16 protein-coding genes are annotated in these 16,742 nt (G+C 50.6%); 10 read left to right on the forward strand and 6 right to left on the reverse strand.

The window, feature by feature from the left end:
* Positions 1-62: 62 nt before the first annotated feature.
* The 3 genes from thiC to OXN82_RS08625 form a co-directional block, all read right to left on the reverse strand.
* Positions 63-1,364: a phosphomethylpyrimidine synthase gene (gene thiC / locus OXN82_RS08615; protein WP_321211413.1), complete on the reverse strand. Its 1,302-nt coding sequence runs from the start codon at positions 1,362-1,364 to the stop codon at positions 63-65.
* Between the two features lie 347 nt (positions 1,365-1,711).
* The gene (locus tag OXN82_RS08620) at positions 1,712-2,641 is read right to left on the reverse strand and encodes a carbohydrate kinase family protein (RefSeq protein WP_321211414.1); all 930 of its coding nucleotides are present in this window, start codon (positions 2,639-2,641) and stop codon (positions 1,712-1,714) included.
* Between the two features lie 70 nt (positions 2,642-2,711).
* On the reverse strand, positions 2,712-3,566 hold the full coding sequence (locus tag OXN82_RS08625; protein WP_321211415.1) for a LysR family transcriptional regulator: 855 nt from the start codon (positions 3,564-3,566) through the stop codon (positions 2,712-2,714).
* Between the two features lie 131 nt (positions 3,567-3,697).
* Between OXN82_RS08625 and hxlB the strand changes: the two genes are divergently transcribed.
* Positions 3,698-4,282, forward strand: a complete 585-nt coding sequence (hxlB, locus tag OXN82_RS08630; protein WP_321211416.1) for a 6-phospho-3-hexuloisomerase — start codon at positions 3,698-3,700, stop codon at positions 4,280-4,282.
* Between the two features lie 48 nt (positions 4,283-4,330).
* Here the strand turns inward: hxlB and fdhD are convergent, their stop codons facing one another.
* On the reverse strand, positions 4,331-5,083 hold the full coding sequence (gene fdhD / locus OXN82_RS08635) for a formate dehydrogenase accessory sulfurtransferase FdhD (protein ID WP_321211417.1): 753 nt from the start codon (positions 5,081-5,083) through the stop codon (positions 4,331-4,333).
* A 130-nt stretch (positions 5,084-5,213) separates the two neighbouring features.
* Between fdhD and nuoE the strand changes: the two genes are divergently transcribed.
* On the forward strand, positions 5,214-5,663 hold the full coding sequence (gene nuoE, locus OXN82_RS08640) for an NADH-quinone oxidoreductase subunit NuoE (RefSeq protein WP_147671257.1): 450 nt from the start codon (positions 5,214-5,216) through the stop codon (positions 5,661-5,663).
* 10 nt (positions 5,664-5,673) lie between these two features.
* Complete coding sequence (locus OXN82_RS08645) at positions 5,674-7,536, forward strand: NADH-quinone oxidoreductase subunit NuoF (protein WP_321211418.1); 1,863 nt, start codon at positions 5,674-5,676, stop codon at positions 7,534-7,536.
* Here the strand turns inward: OXN82_RS08645 and moaA are convergent.
* Complete coding sequence (gene moaA / locus OXN82_RS08650) at positions 7,527-8,444, reverse strand: GTP 3',8-cyclase MoaA (RefSeq protein ID WP_147671256.1); 918 nt, start codon at positions 8,442-8,444, stop codon at positions 7,527-7,529. The genes OXN82_RS08645 and moaA overlap by 10 nt on opposite strands.
* Before the next feature lie 14 nt (positions 8,445-8,458).
* A complete protein-coding gene (mobB, locus tag OXN82_RS08655) occupies positions 8,459-9,142 on the reverse strand; it encodes a molybdopterin-guanine dinucleotide biosynthesis protein B (protein ID WP_321211419.1) in 684 nt (227 codons plus the stop codon).
* A 72-nt stretch (positions 9,143-9,214) separates the two neighbouring features.
* On the opposite strand from mobB, the gene fdhF reads away from it, so the two are divergent.
* From fdhF to fwdC, 7 genes are all read left to right on the forward strand, one after another.
* The gene (gene fdhF, locus OXN82_RS08660; protein WP_321211420.1) at positions 9,215-11,878 is read left to right on the forward strand and encodes a formate dehydrogenase subunit alpha; all 2,664 of its coding nucleotides are present in this window, start codon (positions 9,215-9,217) and stop codon (positions 11,876-11,878) included.
* Between the two features lie 160 nt (positions 11,879-12,038).
* Positions 12,039-12,515: a 4Fe-4S binding protein gene (locus OXN82_RS08665; protein WP_321211421.1), complete on the forward strand. Its 477-nt coding sequence runs from the start codon at positions 12,039-12,041 to the stop codon at positions 12,513-12,515.
* Entirely contained in the window at positions 12,493-13,542 is a 1,050-nt protein-coding gene (fwdF, locus tag OXN82_RS08670) for a tungsten-dependent formylmethanofuran dehydrogenase subunit FwdF (RefSeq protein ID WP_321211422.1), read from the forward strand. Before OXN82_RS08665 ends, fwdF begins: the two co-directional genes overlap by 23 nt.
* 14 nt (positions 13,543-13,556) lie before the next feature.
* Positions 13,557-13,805, forward strand: a complete 249-nt coding sequence (locus OXN82_RS08675) for a 4Fe-4S binding protein (RefSeq protein ID WP_237778985.1) — start codon at positions 13,557-13,559, stop codon at positions 13,803-13,805.
* A complete protein-coding gene (gene fwdD, locus OXN82_RS08680; RefSeq protein ID WP_160323144.1) occupies positions 13,802-14,194 on the forward strand; it encodes a tungsten-dependent formylmethanofuran dehydrogenase subunit FwdD in 393 nt (130 codons plus the stop codon). Before OXN82_RS08675 ends, fwdD begins: the two co-directional genes overlap by 4 nt.
* 22 nt (positions 14,195-14,216) lie before the next feature.
* Positions 14,217-15,926: a tungsten-dependent formylmethanofuran dehydrogenase subunit FwdA gene (fwdA, locus tag OXN82_RS08685; RefSeq protein ID WP_321211423.1), complete on the forward strand. Its 1,710-nt coding sequence runs from the start codon at positions 14,217-14,219 to the stop codon at positions 15,924-15,926.
* The gene (gene fwdC, locus OXN82_RS08690) at positions 15,923-16,735 is read left to right on the forward strand and encodes a tungsten-dependent formylmethanofuran dehydrogenase subunit FwdC (protein ID WP_321211424.1); all 813 of its coding nucleotides are present in this window, start codon (positions 15,923-15,925) and stop codon (positions 16,733-16,735) included. The genes fwdA and fwdC overlap by 4 nt, the downstream gene beginning before the upstream one ends.
* Positions 16,736-16,742: the final 7 nt, after the last annotated feature.

The following is a 16,742-nucleotide window of genomic DNA, read 5'->3' on the forward strand; positions in this document are numbered from 1 at the left end:
TGCAGTAAAAAAGTGTGTGAACTTCAAAATATATTAATTCTTCTCTAAAAAAGGAGTGGGGTTCAGTCGAAGATCCTGGTATCTGCACTGTCAAGCCACTCGTTGACAATCTTAACAGCGCAGTACTCACCACACATGGTGCAGGTGTCTGGATCCTCAGGTGGACGCTCGTCCCTTATGCGCCTTGCCTCTGCAGGGCACATGGCTGCATCGAACTGGGCCTCCCAGTTGAGCTTCTTACGGGCGTTGGCCATTTCAAGGTCCTTCTCTCCACTGTGGATTCCCTTTGCCATGTCACCCACGTAGGCCCCGATCCTTGTTGCAATGACCCCCTCCTTAACATCATCAGGGTAGGGGAGTGCAAGGTGTTCTGCAGGTGTAACATAGCAGATGAAGTCCGCACCTGCAGCCGCAGATGCAGCGGCGCCTATTGATGAGACTATGTGGTCATAGCCTGCCCCTATATCGGTGACTATCGGTCCCAGCATGTAGAATGGGGCTCCACGGCAGAGTTTCTTCTGGAGTATGACATTGGCCTTTATCTCATTGAGGGGTATGTGGCCCGGGCCCTCAACGATGGTCTGGACACCGGCCTCCCTGGCCCTGTCGATGAGTTCACCCAGCACTATGAGTTCCTGGACCTGGGCACGGTCGGTTGAGTCTGCAATGGCACCGGCCCTCATTGCGTTGGCCATTGACATGACAAAGTCGTGTTCCTTGGCTATCTCAAGTATGTAATCGAAGTTCTCATAGAGGGGGTTTTCCAGTCCGTTTTCAACCATCCAGGCCGATACGAAGGCTCCTCCCCTGCTCACAAGGCCACCCTCACGGCCCTGCCTCTTGAGCCTCCTGAGGGTTTCCCTGTTGACACTGCAGTGGATGGCCATGAAGTCTATACCATCCTTTGCCTGCTTCTCAATGGCTTTGAACATGACGTCCTCGTCCATGTAGATGGCAGCGCCCTCCTTCCTTATGGTCTCAATGGCTGCCTGATACACGGGCACACTTCCAACGGGTATGGGTGAAAGGTCCAGGATACGCCTCCTTATCTCATTGAGGTCCCCCCCCACTGATAGCTCCATGAGGGTGTCGGCCTTGTTTTCAATGGCAACACGGGCCTTCTCCTCCTCCATTTCGAAGTCCACGATGTCGGTGGATGTCCCTATGGTGGCGTTGACCTTGGTCCTTAAACCCTCACCTATACCTACCGGGGCAACATCGTCCCTGTTCAGGTTGCTGGGGATGGCTATTCTTCCACTGGCAACTCCTCTTCTTATGAATTCTGGGGTGACATTCTCCGCCTCTGCCACCGCCTTCATTTCTTCTGTTATAACACCTTTTTTAGCTTCATCCATTTGAGTCATACAATCACCGTCTGGTTTGACCCTTTAACCCGTGCGGGTATGATTGGGATCAGCTGGAATGAGATTCATGCGCATCTTATATTGGTCCAATCCAGTTATAAAAACTATGGGGTTTTAATTTTCTTAATAAAAATTCATGGCCTCCGATGTCAGGGGATCCAGAATATTGTAACATTCATACTTATCACTCATAATTATATTTGATAGCTCCGCCATGTGGGGATCCAGAATATTGTAACATTCATACTTATCAGTCATAATTATATTTGATAGCTCCGCCATGTGGGGATCCAGAATATTGTAACATTCATACTTTATATGAACCAAGGGGTGTCTGTTCTACTAGATTATATCGGGGGTTCATAGCCCCAGTGCCTCTTAAAGCGTCTCACAGCAGCTTCCAGATCTGGAATGTTTGTCTGGGTACCCTCCTCCTCGACTATGAAGGATGCAACTGCCGCTGCAAACCTGCCACAGTTCATGAGATCTGCACCGGCAAGGTAGGCCCTCATGAACCCTGCCCTGTAGGAGTCACCGGCACCTGTGGGATCGGCAGCCTCCCTGGGTATTGCATCGATTTCAATCACATCATCGGCATATATAACACTTCCATCCCTGCCGTAGGTCTTAACCACAACATCCGGGCCCATCTCTATGAGGCCATCAACATCAACCTCCAGTCTGGAGCATATGCGGTCTACCTCGTGGTGGTTGCCGAAGAGGATGTTGCATACCCCCACAGCCCTCTCAAGCTGGCTCCTGGAGTACATGTGGAGGTCCTGTCCCGGATCGAAGGATATGATCTTCCCCAGTGACCTTGCGAATTCACCGCACCTGCAGTTAAAGGAGGGGTCTCCGGTTGCAAGGTGGACCGCCCTGGCAGATTCTATGGCCCTCTGGGGGATCTCGCTCTCCCTGAAGTGCGCCGCGGCACCCCAGTAGAAGTAGCTTATCTGGTTGTGCTCGGCATCTGTCATCACAAAGGCGGTTGGTGTTGTTTCAGCTTTCACCACAATAATTGAACTTATATCTATGCCGCTGGCCTCAAGGAGCCTCCTGTACTCTGATCCCTCAAAGTCGCCTCCAACGGCTGATACAAGTGATGTTCTGAGCCCAAGCTTTGACCCAACAAGGGCGACGTTGGCGGCCGCTCCACCATGAAGGTTCCTCATCTTCCTTATGGCCGTTGATGAGTTGGGTTCGGGAAATTTATCAAGCTGTATTATGTAGTCAAAGGCGGTATGTCCAACAGCAAGAAGGTCTCTGTCTTCATTCATGGAATCACCCTGAATATAAATTAACTCTGCCACGGCGACTTATAACATCATTGATTATTCGTTAAACAGATCAGTGTAGCGGTTCAAAACCCGCCTCCAGCACAGCCTCCTGGCCCTCCCCCCTTATGAGATCCATGAATTCCTCAACCCTTTCACTTTCCCGGCAGACCACGGCGCTTATAACATGCCTGGTCTCATTCCTGAGGATTTCAGAGCCACTGAACTGGCTTGCACTGAGGAATGTCCTGAGTTCCTGCTCGCTCTTTACTATCCTGTGTGCATGGTATGGGGACCGGACCTCCCTCACAATTTCAAAACTGACACCGGAATCTGAGAGCACCTCCCAGGCCAGCCTCTGGGCTGAACCTTCAACGCCAACGAATAATGAGCCATCAAGTTCTCCCATGGTCATTGCATCGCCACCCACAAGCACCAGGTGATCATATGCAACCGGTAAGAAATCGAGACCCCTCTGGTAGGCCTGCAGGGGATCGTCAAGGAAGATCACATCAAGCATGCTTCTTTCCGCAAGGTGGAAGAGGTCATCATCACAGCATGAAAAGAGGGATGCCTCCACTCCGAACCTCTCAATGAGGACCTCGGCAAGGTTTGATGAGACATAACCCGCCGCGACCATGAGCCTCCCTGAACCACTGAGGACTTTCAGGTGATGCATGTAGGTTCTGAGGATCTCCATACCCTCTGGTGTGAGTTCTGATCCCGCACCACTGCTTTTTACGAGTTTAACACCCAGGAGAGATTCCGACCTCAGAATCCTCCTGTTTAAAACCTGTGGTGTCACACCAAGTATCCTTGCGGCCTTCCTCTGGGAGAAGGTTTTCCCGATTACACGGAGGGTCTCAAGGAATCTGTGATCCAGTTCATGGCCGTTGATCTTCATTCCAGGGAGGGGTTCAATATCCATGGGGATACCTCTAATCTGGGTGAATTTCCACCCCCTAACATCATCCGCCAGTAGCATGGGGGCAGCTAGGCTGGAATTATTTTTTACTCTTTTATATCTCATGATCCATATATTAGATTACAGGTGTTGCAATGATAATGAGAGAGGCCATCAGGGATATAGTGGATAATCTGGAGAAGATGGAAAGGGAGATTAACGCCGAAACAGTTGATAGATTCATAGACACCCTCACATCCGCAGGAAACGTCTTCGTGCTTGGACTGGGGAGGTCGGGACTCGTTGCAAAGGCCTTCGCCATGAGACTCATGCACCTTGAGATAAACGTCTTCGTGGTGGGTGAGACCATAACACCCGCAATAAATGAGGGTGATGCGCTGATTGCAATATCAGGTTCAGGGAGGACAAGCTACATAGTCAACGCTGCCAGGATAGCTAGGGAGAGGGGTGCCAGGGTCGTTGCTGTAACCTCACATCCAGAATCAGAACTTGGAGGGATAGCTGACCTCACTGTAACCGTGAGGGGCAGGACAAAGATTGATGGTGAGAAGAACTACATGAAGAGGCAGATAAGGGGTAACCATCACTCAAGGACACCACTGGGTACACTATTTGAGATATCAGCCCTCGTCTTTCTGGACGGCCTCATAGCTGAACTCATGCACAGGCTTGATAAGAGGGAGGAGGACCTCAACGAGAGGCACAGCGTGTTTGAATAAAATTATGTTTTTAGCATCCGAAAAGCTCAGAATTCAATGGAAAATGTCCTAATCAAGTATTATCCTCTCAGGGTGGCTGTATATGTTGAACCTTCTGCCCCTTACAAATCCCAGCATTGTAAGACCAGTCTTCCTTGCAGCCTCATACCCTGATGATGTTGGGGCGGCGTTCGATGCTATGATGGGAACCCCGGCACGCACAACCTTTATAAGCATATCCGCGGGCATCCTGCCACTGTAGACCATGAAGCTCCTGGAGAAGTTAACACCGTCCATGGCCCCGGAGCCCAGGACCTTATCAACCGCCACATGTCTGCTAACATCCTCAAACACCCTGAATTCATCCCCGGTCACAAGGGCGGCAACATGCGTACCTCCAGTCAGCCTCCACACGGTTGCTGCCTTCACCATACGCCTGAATGCATCGAATATGTCCTCAGCCCTCACCCTGAAGTCTGAGTCAACTGGTTCCACCATCTCAACCCTCTGCCTCCATCCACCGAAGCAATCAGAGCCCATAACAAGCTCACGCCTTATCTCAAGGTCCTCTGATTCTATCTCAACGTCGATGAGGTTCTCTGTGATATCCATGGATCTTATATCATCCACCGAGTCCACGAGTCCCTCGCCGAGAAGGTAACCTGTTGCGAATTCCTTAAGGGCAGCGGGACTTGCAGTGAAGCGCTGCTCCAGACCCCCATTTATCCTTATACGCACCTCAAGGTCATTCACGATTCTTTCAGGGACCCTCCGCATCTCGTCATCCACACGGAACGCCTCAACCTCTCTGTAAAGTGACATTCATCCACCACCTATCATCTAAAAACATATATTCCCCCTGGTTTAACAGTTAAACAGATGTTTAATCATTCATCCTAATTAATATGAATGCGACACTAAAATGGATCTCACATTTAAGTGGAGGTTTCTGATGGATAAGGAATTGGAGAGGATATTCTCTGGCTACACAGGCCATGCCTCAGAGATCATACCCATCCTCCAGGATATTCAGGATGTCTACGGCTATCTGCCGGAGCATGCCCTGGAGGAGGTTGCTGGTTTCACAGGGGTCAGTAAAACACATGTATACGGGGTTGCAACCTTTTATGCCCAGTTCAGGTTCAAACCAAAGGGAAGAAAACACATAATGGTCTGCACCGGAACAGCGTGCCATGTAAGCGGGGCCGAACAGGTTCTGGATGCCCTTGAGAGGCACCTTGGCATCGGTGAGGGGGACGTCACAGAGGATATGGAGTACTCCCTGGAATCTGTGGGATGCATCGGCTGCTGCTCCCTGGCTCCATGTGCCATGGTGAACGATGAGGTTGTATCACGCATAAAGCCATCAAGGGTAAGCAAAATTTTCCCAAAAAAGTCTTAGAGTGTTTAAAATGTTTGAAGATACTGCAGGAAGGGCACTGGATGAATACATGTCCCTCTTCAGGGACGAACCGGTGATATTCCTGGGTTCAGCAACCTGTGGAAGATCCGCGGGGGCTCATGAAATAGAGAGGGTATTGCTTGAGAGGGCTTCTGAGCTCTCAGTTGAATGCAGCATTGTACACACCGGATGCATGGGCCTCTGCTACGCCGAACCCATGGTTACCGTATTCAACGGTGATACCCGTGGCGCCATCTATGGACCAGTGAACAGGAGACTTGCAAAGAGGATAATTCAGGAGCTTGCTGATGGTGAGGAATTCTCAGCCATTGGCTCTCTTAATGTGGCCTTCAATGGTGACTCATTTGAACCCTCCTACAGCATTGACTTCATGGAGAAACAGTCAAGGAGGATACTCAGAAGATGCGGTCTCATAGACCCTGAGAACATCAATCATTACCTGGCGACAGGAGGATACCGGGGGCTCCTCAGGGCACTGGAGATGAAACCTGAGGATATCATTGAAGAGGTTAAGGATTCCGGACTCAGGGGCCGTGGGGGGGCAGGATTCCCCACCTGGCTCAAGTGGAGCCTCTGCCGCCAGGAGGAATCCGATGTGAAGTACCTGGTATGCAACGCCGACGAGGGCGACCCGGGTGCCTTCATGAACCGTTCACTCATAGAGGGGGACCCCCACTCCCTCCTGGAGGGGATACTCATAGCATCATATGCTGTGGGTGCAGAGGAGGCCTACATCTACTGCAGGGCAGAGTACCCCCTTGCCCTTGAAAGACTCAGAACCGCAATATCTGACCTCCGGGATCTTGGACTCCTAGGGGAGGACATCCTTGACTCGGGCTTCAGCCTTGATATAAGGATAAAGGAGGGGGCAGGGGCATTTGTATGTGGAGAGGAGACAGCCCTCATAGCATCCATTGAGGGTAAAAGGGGGATGCCCCGTACCAGACCACCATTCCCAACAACAAGCGGCCTTTGGGGGAAGCCAACTGTTATAAACAATGTGGAGACACTTGCAGCTGTCTCAATGATAATGCAGCATGGTCCAGAGTACTTCAACACCCTGGGAACGGAGGGGAGTCCCGGGACCAAGACCTTCTCCCTTGTGGGAGATGTGAGGAGAACAGGGCTCATAGAGGTCCCCCTGGGCACAAGCCTGAGGGAGGTCATCCATGACATTGGTGGGGGTGTAAGGGACGGTGAGCTCAAGGCCGTCCAGATAGGGGGACCATCAGGCGGATGCCTCCCGGCCGAACTTGTTGACACGGGCATAGACTATGATTCACTGACATCTGCCGGCGCAATAATGGGTTCAGGGGGCCTCGTGGTTTTATCTGACCATACATGCATGGTTGAACTTGCAAGGTACTTCCTTGAGTTCACTCAGCGGGAATCATGCGGAAAGTGTGTCCCGTGCCGTGTGGGTACAAGGCAGATGCTCATGATACTCAATGATATAGTTGAGGGCTCAGGAAGAGAGGAGGACCCGGAGATTCTAAGGGACATCGCAGAAACCGTCAGGGCAGCCTCCCTCTGTGGCCTTGGCCAGACATCCCCCAACCCTGTTCTAACCACACTCAGGTACTTTGAAAACGAATACCATGACCACATAAACGGAAAATGCACCGCAGCATCATGCAGCCAGCTCATGCACTACCTCATAGAAGCGGAAAAATGTGATGGATGCATGGCATGCCTGAAGACATGTCCTGCAGACGCCATTGAGGGTTCAAAGGATGAGGTGCATGTTATAGATCAGGAAAGTTGCCTCAAGTGTGGGTCCTGCCTCGACACATGTAAGAGAGATGCTGTTCTGAGGGTTCCAGGGCCATACTCCCCGGCCAATCAGGACTGATAGTAGGGGGACCTTCTTCTGATGGCCTCAAGAAAGAGTTCACGGAGACCCTCAAGGTCACCGGAGCTGAGGGCTTCCTTGGTGTCAACCAGGTTGTCATTCCGGAGGAGGCATGGCTTAAGCTTCCCATCAGGGGTTACCCTCAGCCTTGTACAGTTTGCACAGAACCTCGTGTTGTCCATGGGCCTCACAACCTCCACCTCCCCGTCCCCGATGAAGTACTTCTTGCGGTCCTGCATGAACTTCCTTGTCATTATACGGTCAGCCATCTCTGCCAGTTCAGCCTCAATGGGGGTTATGTCGCAGTGGTACCTCTCCACCCCATTATCAGGGCAGCTGTCGGTTTTCAGTAGTTCTATTATCTGCAGCACCGCGCCCTGCTGACGGCAGAACTCGAACATGTCCCATATCTCATGGTGATTGACACCCCTCAGTATCACCATGTTTATCTTGACAGGGTCGAGGCCGGCCATAACGGCACCTTCTATTCCCGCCTTAACCCTCTCAAGGTAGTCCTTCCTGGTTATGAACCGGTAGGTTTCAGGTTTGAGGGTGTCGAAGCTGACATTGACCCGGTCAAGCCCGGCATCCCTCAGGGGGACGCTGAGGTCCTCAAGGAGGGTCCCGTTGGTTGTTATGGAGATATCCCTGAATCCGATACTGTCTATCCTCTCAACTATCTCCACAATATCTTCCCTTATGAGGGGCTCGCCACCTGAAAGCCTTATTTTCTTCACACCAAGGTCAGAGGCCACCCTGCATATGTTCTCTATATCCTCTGGGCTCATCTCCTCCTCTGAACGCACGATTCCGTCCCGGTGACAGTAGATACAGCTGACATTGCAGCGCCCCGTTACAGATATTCTCAGTGATACCAGCGGTCTTCTGTGGTTATCATGGACCTGCATTCTCTACCCCGATATTACTCTGGTCTTTTTATGATGAGATCAACCTTTTGATGTTTAAGGCTTTCTGTATCAAGGGCATCCACCATGCCGAGAACGGTACCTGCTATGAAGTTCTGGACGAAGGGGTTCAGGGGGACGGGTTTTCCATTTATCCTGAGGAGAACCCTATCAGGCTGGCTCTTACAGTCTGTACCATCTGCCTCGCCCTGAACCTTTGCCTTTGCAAACTCTCTGCATGATTCAAAGCCGCACTTACCGCAGTTGAGGTCCTGAAGGAGACCGTAGCTTCTTCTTTCTATGAGCTCAATCAGGTCATCCACTTCATCGATTTTGAATGGATCAACAACCTTCAGGGTGAATTCTCCCGGTGTGGATGTTGATATGTTGGCATACTCCATTGACTTGAAGCCCTCAACCACAAGGAAGTCGATGTCATCCAGCATCTCAAGGACACCCACAACCTCATCGAGATCCATTGCCCGATGGATGAGGAAGAAGGTTTCCCTTCCAGTTCCTGCAACTATCTCTGCACCGGCCCTCCGGTGCCTGTCGGTGTCCTTACCTGGAAAATCAAATCCCCCATGGGTGTGCTTGAGGGTTGCAACCCTGTAACCCCCATCCACGAGTTTCCTGACGATTTTCTCAACCAGGGCGGTTTTGCCGGTGTCCTTGGTGCCTGTTATCTCTACTATCCTCATACTTTCACCTCTTCATAAACTTTATTTTATGTGGGGATAAATTTCACTATAAAAAAATTAGCTGAAGATAACATGAAGGGGACTGTAAAATTCAGGATCGATGGAATGGAAGTTGAGGCAGCCCGGGGGATGACGGTTCTCGAGGCAGCCCTTGCAAACGGCATCTATATACCGAACCTCTGTTTCAGGGAGGGTATTGAACCATTTGGGGGCTGCAGGCTCTGTCTGGTTGAGAACAACGAGGGGCGTCTGGTCACGGCATGTGAAACACTTGCAGAGGATGGTTCTGAGTTCATATCAGAGTCTGAAAGGATAAACAGGATCAGAAGAACCACTCTATCTCTGATAATAGCTGACCACAGCAGGGATTGTCTTGCATGCCCCGCATCAGGTGACTGCAGACTCCAGGAGCTTTCATCGTACCTCAACCTATCTGATGGGGACCTTGAGAGGCTGAGGCCTGAGCTTTCAGGGCTCGAGGCTGATGAATCCAACCCGTTTTTCCTGAGGGACCACGATAAGTGCATCCTCTGTGGCATATGTGTCCGTGTCTGCAGGGGGGTGGGTGCAGAGGCGGTTGATTTTGCATACAGGGGCCATGACACAAGGATAGCCACCTTCATGGACAGGGATATACTTGATTCAAGCTGCGTCTCATGCGGTGAATGCGTCGAGGCATGCCCGGTGGGCGCCCTCCTACCCAGGACTGAGAGGCCCTCCACCGAGGTGAGGACTGTATGCCCCTACTGCGGCGCCGGCTGCGAGATATACCTTGGGGTGAGGGGGAACCGGGTTGTGAGTTCAAGGGGTGTCCCTGATAGCCCTGTTAACCAGGGAAGGCTATGCGTGAAGGGGAGGTTCGCCCTCAAATTTGTAAACAGTCCTGAGAGACTCAAAAAACCCCTTATAAAGGTTGATGGAAGGTTTGTAGAGGTAGAATGGGATGATGCCATTTCAGTTGTGGCCGAAAGGCTCTCTGAATACACTGGGGAAGAGTTCGCGGCTGTGGCATCTGCCAAGTGCACCAATGAGGAGAACTATCTGCTGCAGAAGTTCACAAGGGCCGTTATGGGGTCAGGGAACATTGACCACTGCGCAAGGCTCTGCCATGCCCCCTCACTCACAGCCCTCAGAATGAGTCTGGGCAGCGGTGCAATGACCAACTCCATATCTGAACTGGAGGGTGCCGGGTGTATACTGGCGGTGGGAACCAACCCAACAGAGACACACCCTGTAACCTCCTACAGTATAATCAGGGCCCTGAGGTCAGGTGCAAAGCTGGTTGTGGTGGATCCAAGGAAAACCCGGTTATCTGAACTTGCAGATATCCATCTGCAGAACAGACCAGGATCTGACATCCCACTTTTAATGGCAATGTGCCGCTTCATACTTGAGGAGGGCCTACATGACGGTGAATTCATAGAGTCCCGCACAGAGAAATTTGAGGAATTCAGGGACGCTGTCATGGCCCTGGATATTGATGAGGTGGAGAGGGTAACCGGCGTTAAAGCTGAGGACATAAGGAGAGCCGCAATAATTTACGCCTCAAATTCCCCGGCATCCATAATATATTCAATGGGCATCACCCAGCACGTTAACGGGACTGGCAATGTGCTTGCACTGAGCAACCTGGCGCTTCTTACAGGCAACATCGGCATAAAATCAGGCGGCATCAACCCGCTGAGGGGCCAGAACAACGTTCAGGGGGCCTGTGATATGGGGGCGCTCCCCGACCTCCTCCCCGGGTATCAGGACATTGGTGAGGCTGCAGGGAAATTCTCTGAGAAATGGAGTTCACCCATTCCCCCCGCAGGGATGACACTTCCTGAGATGTTTGATGCCGCAAGAGACGGGAAAATCAGGTGCATGTACATAATGGGTGAGAACCCACTTCTGAGCGAACCTGACATTGAAAAGACCAGAGAGGCCCTTGAGGGTCTTGAATTCCTTGTGGTACAGGATATATTCCTCACCGAGACAGCTGAACTTGCAGATGTGGTTCTGCCCGCAGCATCCTTTGCAGAGAAGGAAGGCACATTCACCAACACTGAGAGGAGGGTTCAGCTTCTGAGAAAGGCGCTGGATGCCCCCGGGGATGCGCTGCCTGACTGGCAGATAATCTGCATGATTGCAGAGAGGATGGGAAGGGAGGACTTTAATTATGAATCAGCTTCCAGGATATTTGATGAGATAAGGGAACTTGCACCCTCATATGCTGGCATCTCCCACGAAAGACTGAAATCTGGTGGGATACAGTGGCCCTGCACATCAGAGGAGGACGCTGGAACAGGATACCTTCACTCGGAAGGATTCCCAACACCCACAGGGAGGGCTTCGTTTCTGATGCCTGGTTACGAGTCCAGGGAGGTCTCGGAGGAGTATCCGCTGGTCCTTGTAACGGGGCGGAACCTCTACCAGTACCATACAAGGTCCATGACTGCAAGGGTGAGGGAACTGGAATCATTCTCAGACCATGAGGAGCTTCTCATGAACCCTGCTGACGCCGCATCCATTGGTGTCAGAGAGGGGGATACTGTTGAGGTCACATCAGAGAGGGGCTCCCTCAGGGTGAAGGCAAGGGTTACAGATGAGGTGATGGAGGGTGTGGTCTTCATGACATTCCACTTTGCAGATACTCCTGCAAATGTCCTCACAGGGGGGGACCGGGACCCTCTTTCAGGGATGCCTGAACTCAAGTTCACCCCGGTCAGGGTTTGTCGTGCTAGCCACAGATGAGATGGCCCTGATAACACACTCCTTTATGTATTTTCTATTAGTGTCTGATCAGGAATGTGTGCTAACAACACACCCATATATAAATCTTTCTATTTGTTTTTTGTAGAAAATTATTATATACATAGCGGCTAAATGTGTGATTAACACACATGGTGACCCTATGCCGAAACATATAGTTTCTGGACTCAAATACATAGCAGCTGTAAACCTAACAAAACAGGGCCATTCACAGAGAGAGATAGCCAAAGCTCTGAAGATAAACAGATCAACTGTTTCTCACTACCTCAACGGGAGAAACCTCTCATGGAGGTCAATAGAGATTGCAAGGATAATAACAGAGATGTGTCCAAGGGATTTCCTTCTTCTCACCCACTCCCTTACACAGAACACAGAGATGACAAGGACGATAGTGAATACATGCCAGCAGAGGGAATTCCAGGGAACCGTCAGGAACTCATGTATTGGGTGCGGGCTATGTGTGGACACATGCCTGATGAAGGCCATAACCCTCCGAGACCTCAAGGCACATGTGGATTCCGAATGGTGCTGCGGGTGTCTCATATGTGTTGATATGTGTCCAACTGATTCTATAGAAATAAAGGAGGTAGAAATTGATGGAAACGACCGAAGTAATTGAAGGTAAGAATATTACCGTGGAGCGAACCGGCGAAGAAAACAGAAAGTTGATCTTCCAGGATTGCCTCTGCGCTGTGTGTGGACTGTGCGGCGAGATATGCCCGGTCAGTGCAATCGAGGTTAACCCAACAGGTGCAATGGTCAGAACAGAGCAGGATGAGTCAAAGATACTTATCGATGAGAACAAATGTGTCCTCTGCGGTATGTGCAGTTCAATCTGCCCATTCCAGGCTCTTGACCTTCAGATTGATGGGACATCCATAAAGGAACTTGCAGAATATCCTAAAATCCTCAAATCAGCTGAAATTGATGATGAAACATGTATACAGTGCAAGGCATGTGAAACAGCATGTCCACAGGATGCCATAACCATAACAAGGGAACTTCCAGAAAGGAAGGATCTAATAACCGGAGAAATCGAAATAGACAAGGAAACCTGCATATACTGTGGTATGTGCGAGGAAATGTGTCCTGTTGATGCCATAGAGATAGAACACCAGATACCAAGTTCAGCAAGCCCAACCGTTGCAACCGACATCAATGTGGACGAGGACAAATGTGTTCACTGTGGAATATGTAAGAGGATCTGCCCTGTTGACGCCATAATGCAGGTCTGCAGGATCTGCCCATACGGTGAATACGAGATAAAGGTCCCTGAGGTTACAGGAACATCCTACATCGACCCTGAGCTCTGTGTAAACTGTGGCTGGTGCCAGGAGATCTGCCCGGTTGATGCTGCAACAGTGACTAAGCCATTCGAGGGAGAACTGATAATCGACCAGGACACATGCCAGGCCTGTGAAACCTGCGTGATGGCATGCCCATGCAACGTTCTCTCATTCCCGAAACCAGAGAAACCCGGTGAAAAAACAACCAAACTCTACAAGGACGAGAGATTCTGCATATACTGTGGAGCATGTGAGAGATCATGTCCTGTGAACGCCATAGAGGTTAAGAGGAGCAAAATAAATACAACTCCAATCAAATCAAAGGCATGGAAGAACGCCTTTGAATCATTACTCAAATAAATGGAGGTAATCAGATGGCAATTGGACTTAAGGCATACCCTGAACTCTGCCATGGATGCGGAAACTGTGTGATCGCATGTCCAGTGAACGCCCTAAGAAGCCCGGAAGTCGCCGGTGGAAAGGGCCCAACAGATGATGTTGAGATCATCATGATAGTGGAGGACGGGGTTGTAAACATAAAAAACCCTGACCTGTGCGGAAAATGCGGTACATGTGTTGAAAGCTGCCCTGTGAATGCAATAAGGCTGGAGGAATTAGAATGATGGTCATACTCAATACAGGAAGGACAATATGGCAGGGACAGGCCATAGAATCAGGTAAGGACCTTAAGATGTACGTGGATGCAGCTGCAATAATTCAGATGAACGCAGACATGATGAAGCAGCTCGGAATAAACGAAGGAGACAACGTCAAGGTCATATCAGAATATGGAGATGTGGTTGTCAAGGCTGTTGAAGCAAAGGAACCACTACCTGATGGAATGGTCTACATACCCATGGGCCCATGGGCCAACAGGGTCATAAGACCGGATACAGATTCAACAGCAACACCCAGCTTTAAGAACATACCGGTGGAGATCATACCCACCGATGAAGAGGTTCCTGACATGCCCACCCTCATGAAGGTCTACGGTAAGGTAGGTCAGATTTAATTAGTTCAGCGGGAGGATTCAAATGGAATACATAATCAAAAACGGATTTGTTTACTGTCCTCTTAACAACGTCGATGGAGAGAAGATGGACATCTGCGTCAGGGATGGTAAAATAGTTGAGAGCGTCAGTGACTCCGCCAAGGTCATTGATGCATCTGGAAAAATTGTGATGCCTGGAGGTGTCGACCCACACTCCCACATAGCCGGTGCAAAGGTCAACGTGGGAAGGATGTACAGGCCAGAAGACAGCCGAAGGGACGCTGAAAAGTTCAAGGCAGGAAGAGCCGGAAGCGGTTTCTCAGTACCATCAACCTTCATGACAGGTTACAGGTACGCCCAGATGGGTTACACCACCGCAATGGAGGCAGCCATGCCACCACTCCTTGCAAGGCACACCCACGAGGAGTTCCACGACACACCAATAATAGACCACGCAGCGTACCCACTCTTCGGTAACAACTGGTTCGTGATGGAGTACCTCAAGGAGGGAGACGTGGATGCATGCGCAGCCTATGCCTCATGGCTCCTAAACGCAACCAAGGGTTACGCAATAAAGATAGTTAACCCTGCAGGTACAGAGGCCTGGGGATGGGGTGGAAACGTCCACGGCATCTATGACCCAGCCCCATACTTCGACATAACACCCGCAGAGATCATCAAGGGACTCGCAGAGGTTAACGAGAAACTCCAGCTACCACACTCAATACACCTCCACTGTAACGACCTGGGACACCCAGGAAACTATGAGACAACCCTCGCATCCTTCGACCTGCCAAAGAACATAAAGGCAAACCCTGCAACAGGTGAAAGGGATACAGTTTTATACGCTACACACGTCCAGTTCCACAGCTACGGTGGAACCACCTGGAGGGACTTCGTATCAGAGGCACCAAAGATCGCAGACTACGTCAACAAAAACGACCACATAGTCATAGACGTTGGTCAGATAACCCTGGATGAGACCACAACAATGACAGCAGACGGCCCAATGGAATACGACCTCCACTCACTCAACGGCCTCAAATGGGCAAACTGTGACGTGGAACTCGAAACAGGTTCAGGTGTCGTCCCATTCATATACTCAGCAAGGGCACCTGTCCCAGCTGTCCAGTGGGCAATAGGTATGGAGTTATTCCTGCTTATCGACGACCCAGGAAAGGTCTGTCTCACAACAGACAGTCCAAACGCTGGACCATTCACAAGGTACCCAAGGGTCATAGCCTGGCTCATGAGCAACAAGTACAGGATGAACCTCATCGAGGGAGAACTCCACAAGTGGGCCCAGAGAAAGAGTACCATAGCAACAGTTGACAGGGAATACACATTCTCAGAGATAGCCCAGATCACAAGGTCAACATCTGCAAAGGTCCTGGGTCTCAGCGAAACCAAGGGCCACCTTGGAGTCGGTGCAGATGCAGACATAGCAGTATACGACATCAACCCTGAAACAGTCGACCCATCAGTCGATTACATGGCAATTGAGGAAGGATTCTCAAGGGCAGCATACGTCCTTAAGGATGGAGAAATAGTGGTTAAGGACGGAGAAGTAGTGGCCTCACCACATGGAAGAACCTACTGGGTTGACACCCAGGTTGATGAGTCAATCTACAGTGAGGTCTTTGCCAACGTGGAGAGCAAATTCAAACAGTACTACTCTGTTAACTTTGCAAACTACCCTGTGCAGGACGATTACCTGCCAAAATCCGCTCCAGTTAAAGGGGTGATGCTATGAGTGAAATAATATTAACTCCAAAGGAACAGCCCGAAGTGCCACTCGAGGCACCCAACATCAAACCCGATGTATTCGCAGGAAAGTCAATAGACGAGATCAAAAACATCCAGATAATGCACGGTAACGAGGTCGTTAAGCTGGGAGACTTCTTTGAGGTCAGTGGAGAATCAGCAGAGTCCGCAGCAGACACCAAGATCATCATCGACGGTGATGTATACAACACCAAGAGGATAGGCCAGGAGATGACAGCCGGTGAAATCCTGGTGAAGGGTAACGTGAACATGTACGTCGGAGCCGGCATGAAGGGCGGCAAGATCACAGTGGAAGGCAACGCAGCATCATGGGCCGGACAGGACATGAGGGGAGGAGAACTCGAAATCCTTGGAAATGCGGCTGACTACGTCGGATCATCCTACCGTGGTGACTGGAGAGGTATGAGCGGCGGTGTCATAACCGTCCATGGAAACGCCGGAAACGAGATCGGAGAGTACATGAACGGCGGCAAGATCATCATCAAGGGCGACGTCAACATAATGCCAGGAATACACATGAACAACGGCCTCATAGTCATCGAGGGCAACGCTGTTGCAAGGGTAGGCGGCGAAATGGCCGGTGGAACAATAATCGTAAAGGGAATGATACAGGAATTCCTCCCAGGATTCAAGTACCTTGGTGTTGAAAAGGACATAGAGGTTAAAGGGGAAACCTTCCCTGGAGCATACTACAAGTTTGAAGGAGATCACGCAATTAAGGGAGCTAAGGGTATAGTATATGCGGCTGTCGGATGCAACGGCCACATAGAACCCTAATTGGAGG

This window comes from Methanothermobacter sp. DP, from assembly GCF_026692625.1.
In the GTDB taxonomy this organism is placed as follows: domain Archaea; phylum Methanobacteriota; class Methanobacteria; order Methanobacteriales; family Methanothermobacteraceae; genus Methanothermobacter; species Methanothermobacter marburgensis.

Coding starts and splice junctions, on each gene's coding strand:
- fwdC (WP_321211424.1), top strand. CDS start 15,923: ATGAGTGAAATAATATTAACTCCAAAGGAACAGCCCGAAGTGCCACTC.
- fwdF (WP_321211422.1), top strand. CDS start 12,493: ATGGAAACGACCGAAGTAATTGAAGGTAAGAATATTACCGTGGAGCGA.
- fdhF (WP_321211420.1), top strand. CDS start 9,215: ATGAAGGGGACTGTAAAATTCAGGATCGATGGAATGGAAGTTGAGGCA.
- thiC (WP_321211413.1), bottom strand. CDS start 1,364: ATGACTCAAATGGATGAAGCTAAAAAAGGTGTTATAACAGAAGAAATG.
- fwdD (WP_160323144.1), top strand. CDS start 13,802: ATGATGGTCATACTCAATACAGGAAGGACAATATGGCAGGGACAGGCC.
- nuoE (WP_147671257.1), top strand. CDS start 5,214: ATGGATAAGGAATTGGAGAGGATATTCTCTGGCTACACAGGCCATGCC.
- hxlB (WP_321211416.1), top strand. CDS start 3,698: ATGATAATGAGAGAGGCCATCAGGGATATAGTGGATAATCTGGAGAAG.
- moaA (WP_147671256.1), bottom strand. CDS start 8,444: ATGCAGGTCCATGATAACCACAGAAGACCGCTGGTATCACTGAGAATA.
- OXN82_RS08625 (WP_321211415.1), bottom strand. CDS start 3,566: ATGGATATTGAACCCCTCCCTGGAATGAAGATCAACGGCCATGAACTG.
- mobB (WP_321211419.1), bottom strand. CDS start 9,142: ATGAGGATAGTAGAGATAACAGGCACCAAGGACACCGGCAAAACCGCC.
- OXN82_RS08665 (WP_321211421.1), top strand. CDS start 12,039: ATGCCGAAACATATAGTTTCTGGACTCAAATACATAGCAGCTGTAAAC.
- OXN82_RS08645 (WP_321211418.1), top strand. CDS start 5,674: ATGTTTGAAGATACTGCAGGAAGGGCACTGGATGAATACATGTCCCTC.
- fdhD (WP_321211417.1), bottom strand. CDS start 5,083: ATGTCACTTTACAGAGAGGTTGAGGCGTTCCGTGTGGATGACGAGATG.
- OXN82_RS08620 (WP_321211414.1), bottom strand. CDS start 2,641: ATGAATGAAGACAGAGACCTTCTTGCTGTTGGACATACCGCCTTTGAC.
- fwdA (WP_321211423.1), top strand. CDS start 14,217: ATGGAATACATAATCAAAAACGGATTTGTTTACTGTCCTCTTAACAAC.
- OXN82_RS08675 (WP_237778985.1), top strand. CDS start 13,557: ATGGCAATTGGACTTAAGGCATACCCTGAACTCTGCCATGGATGCGGA.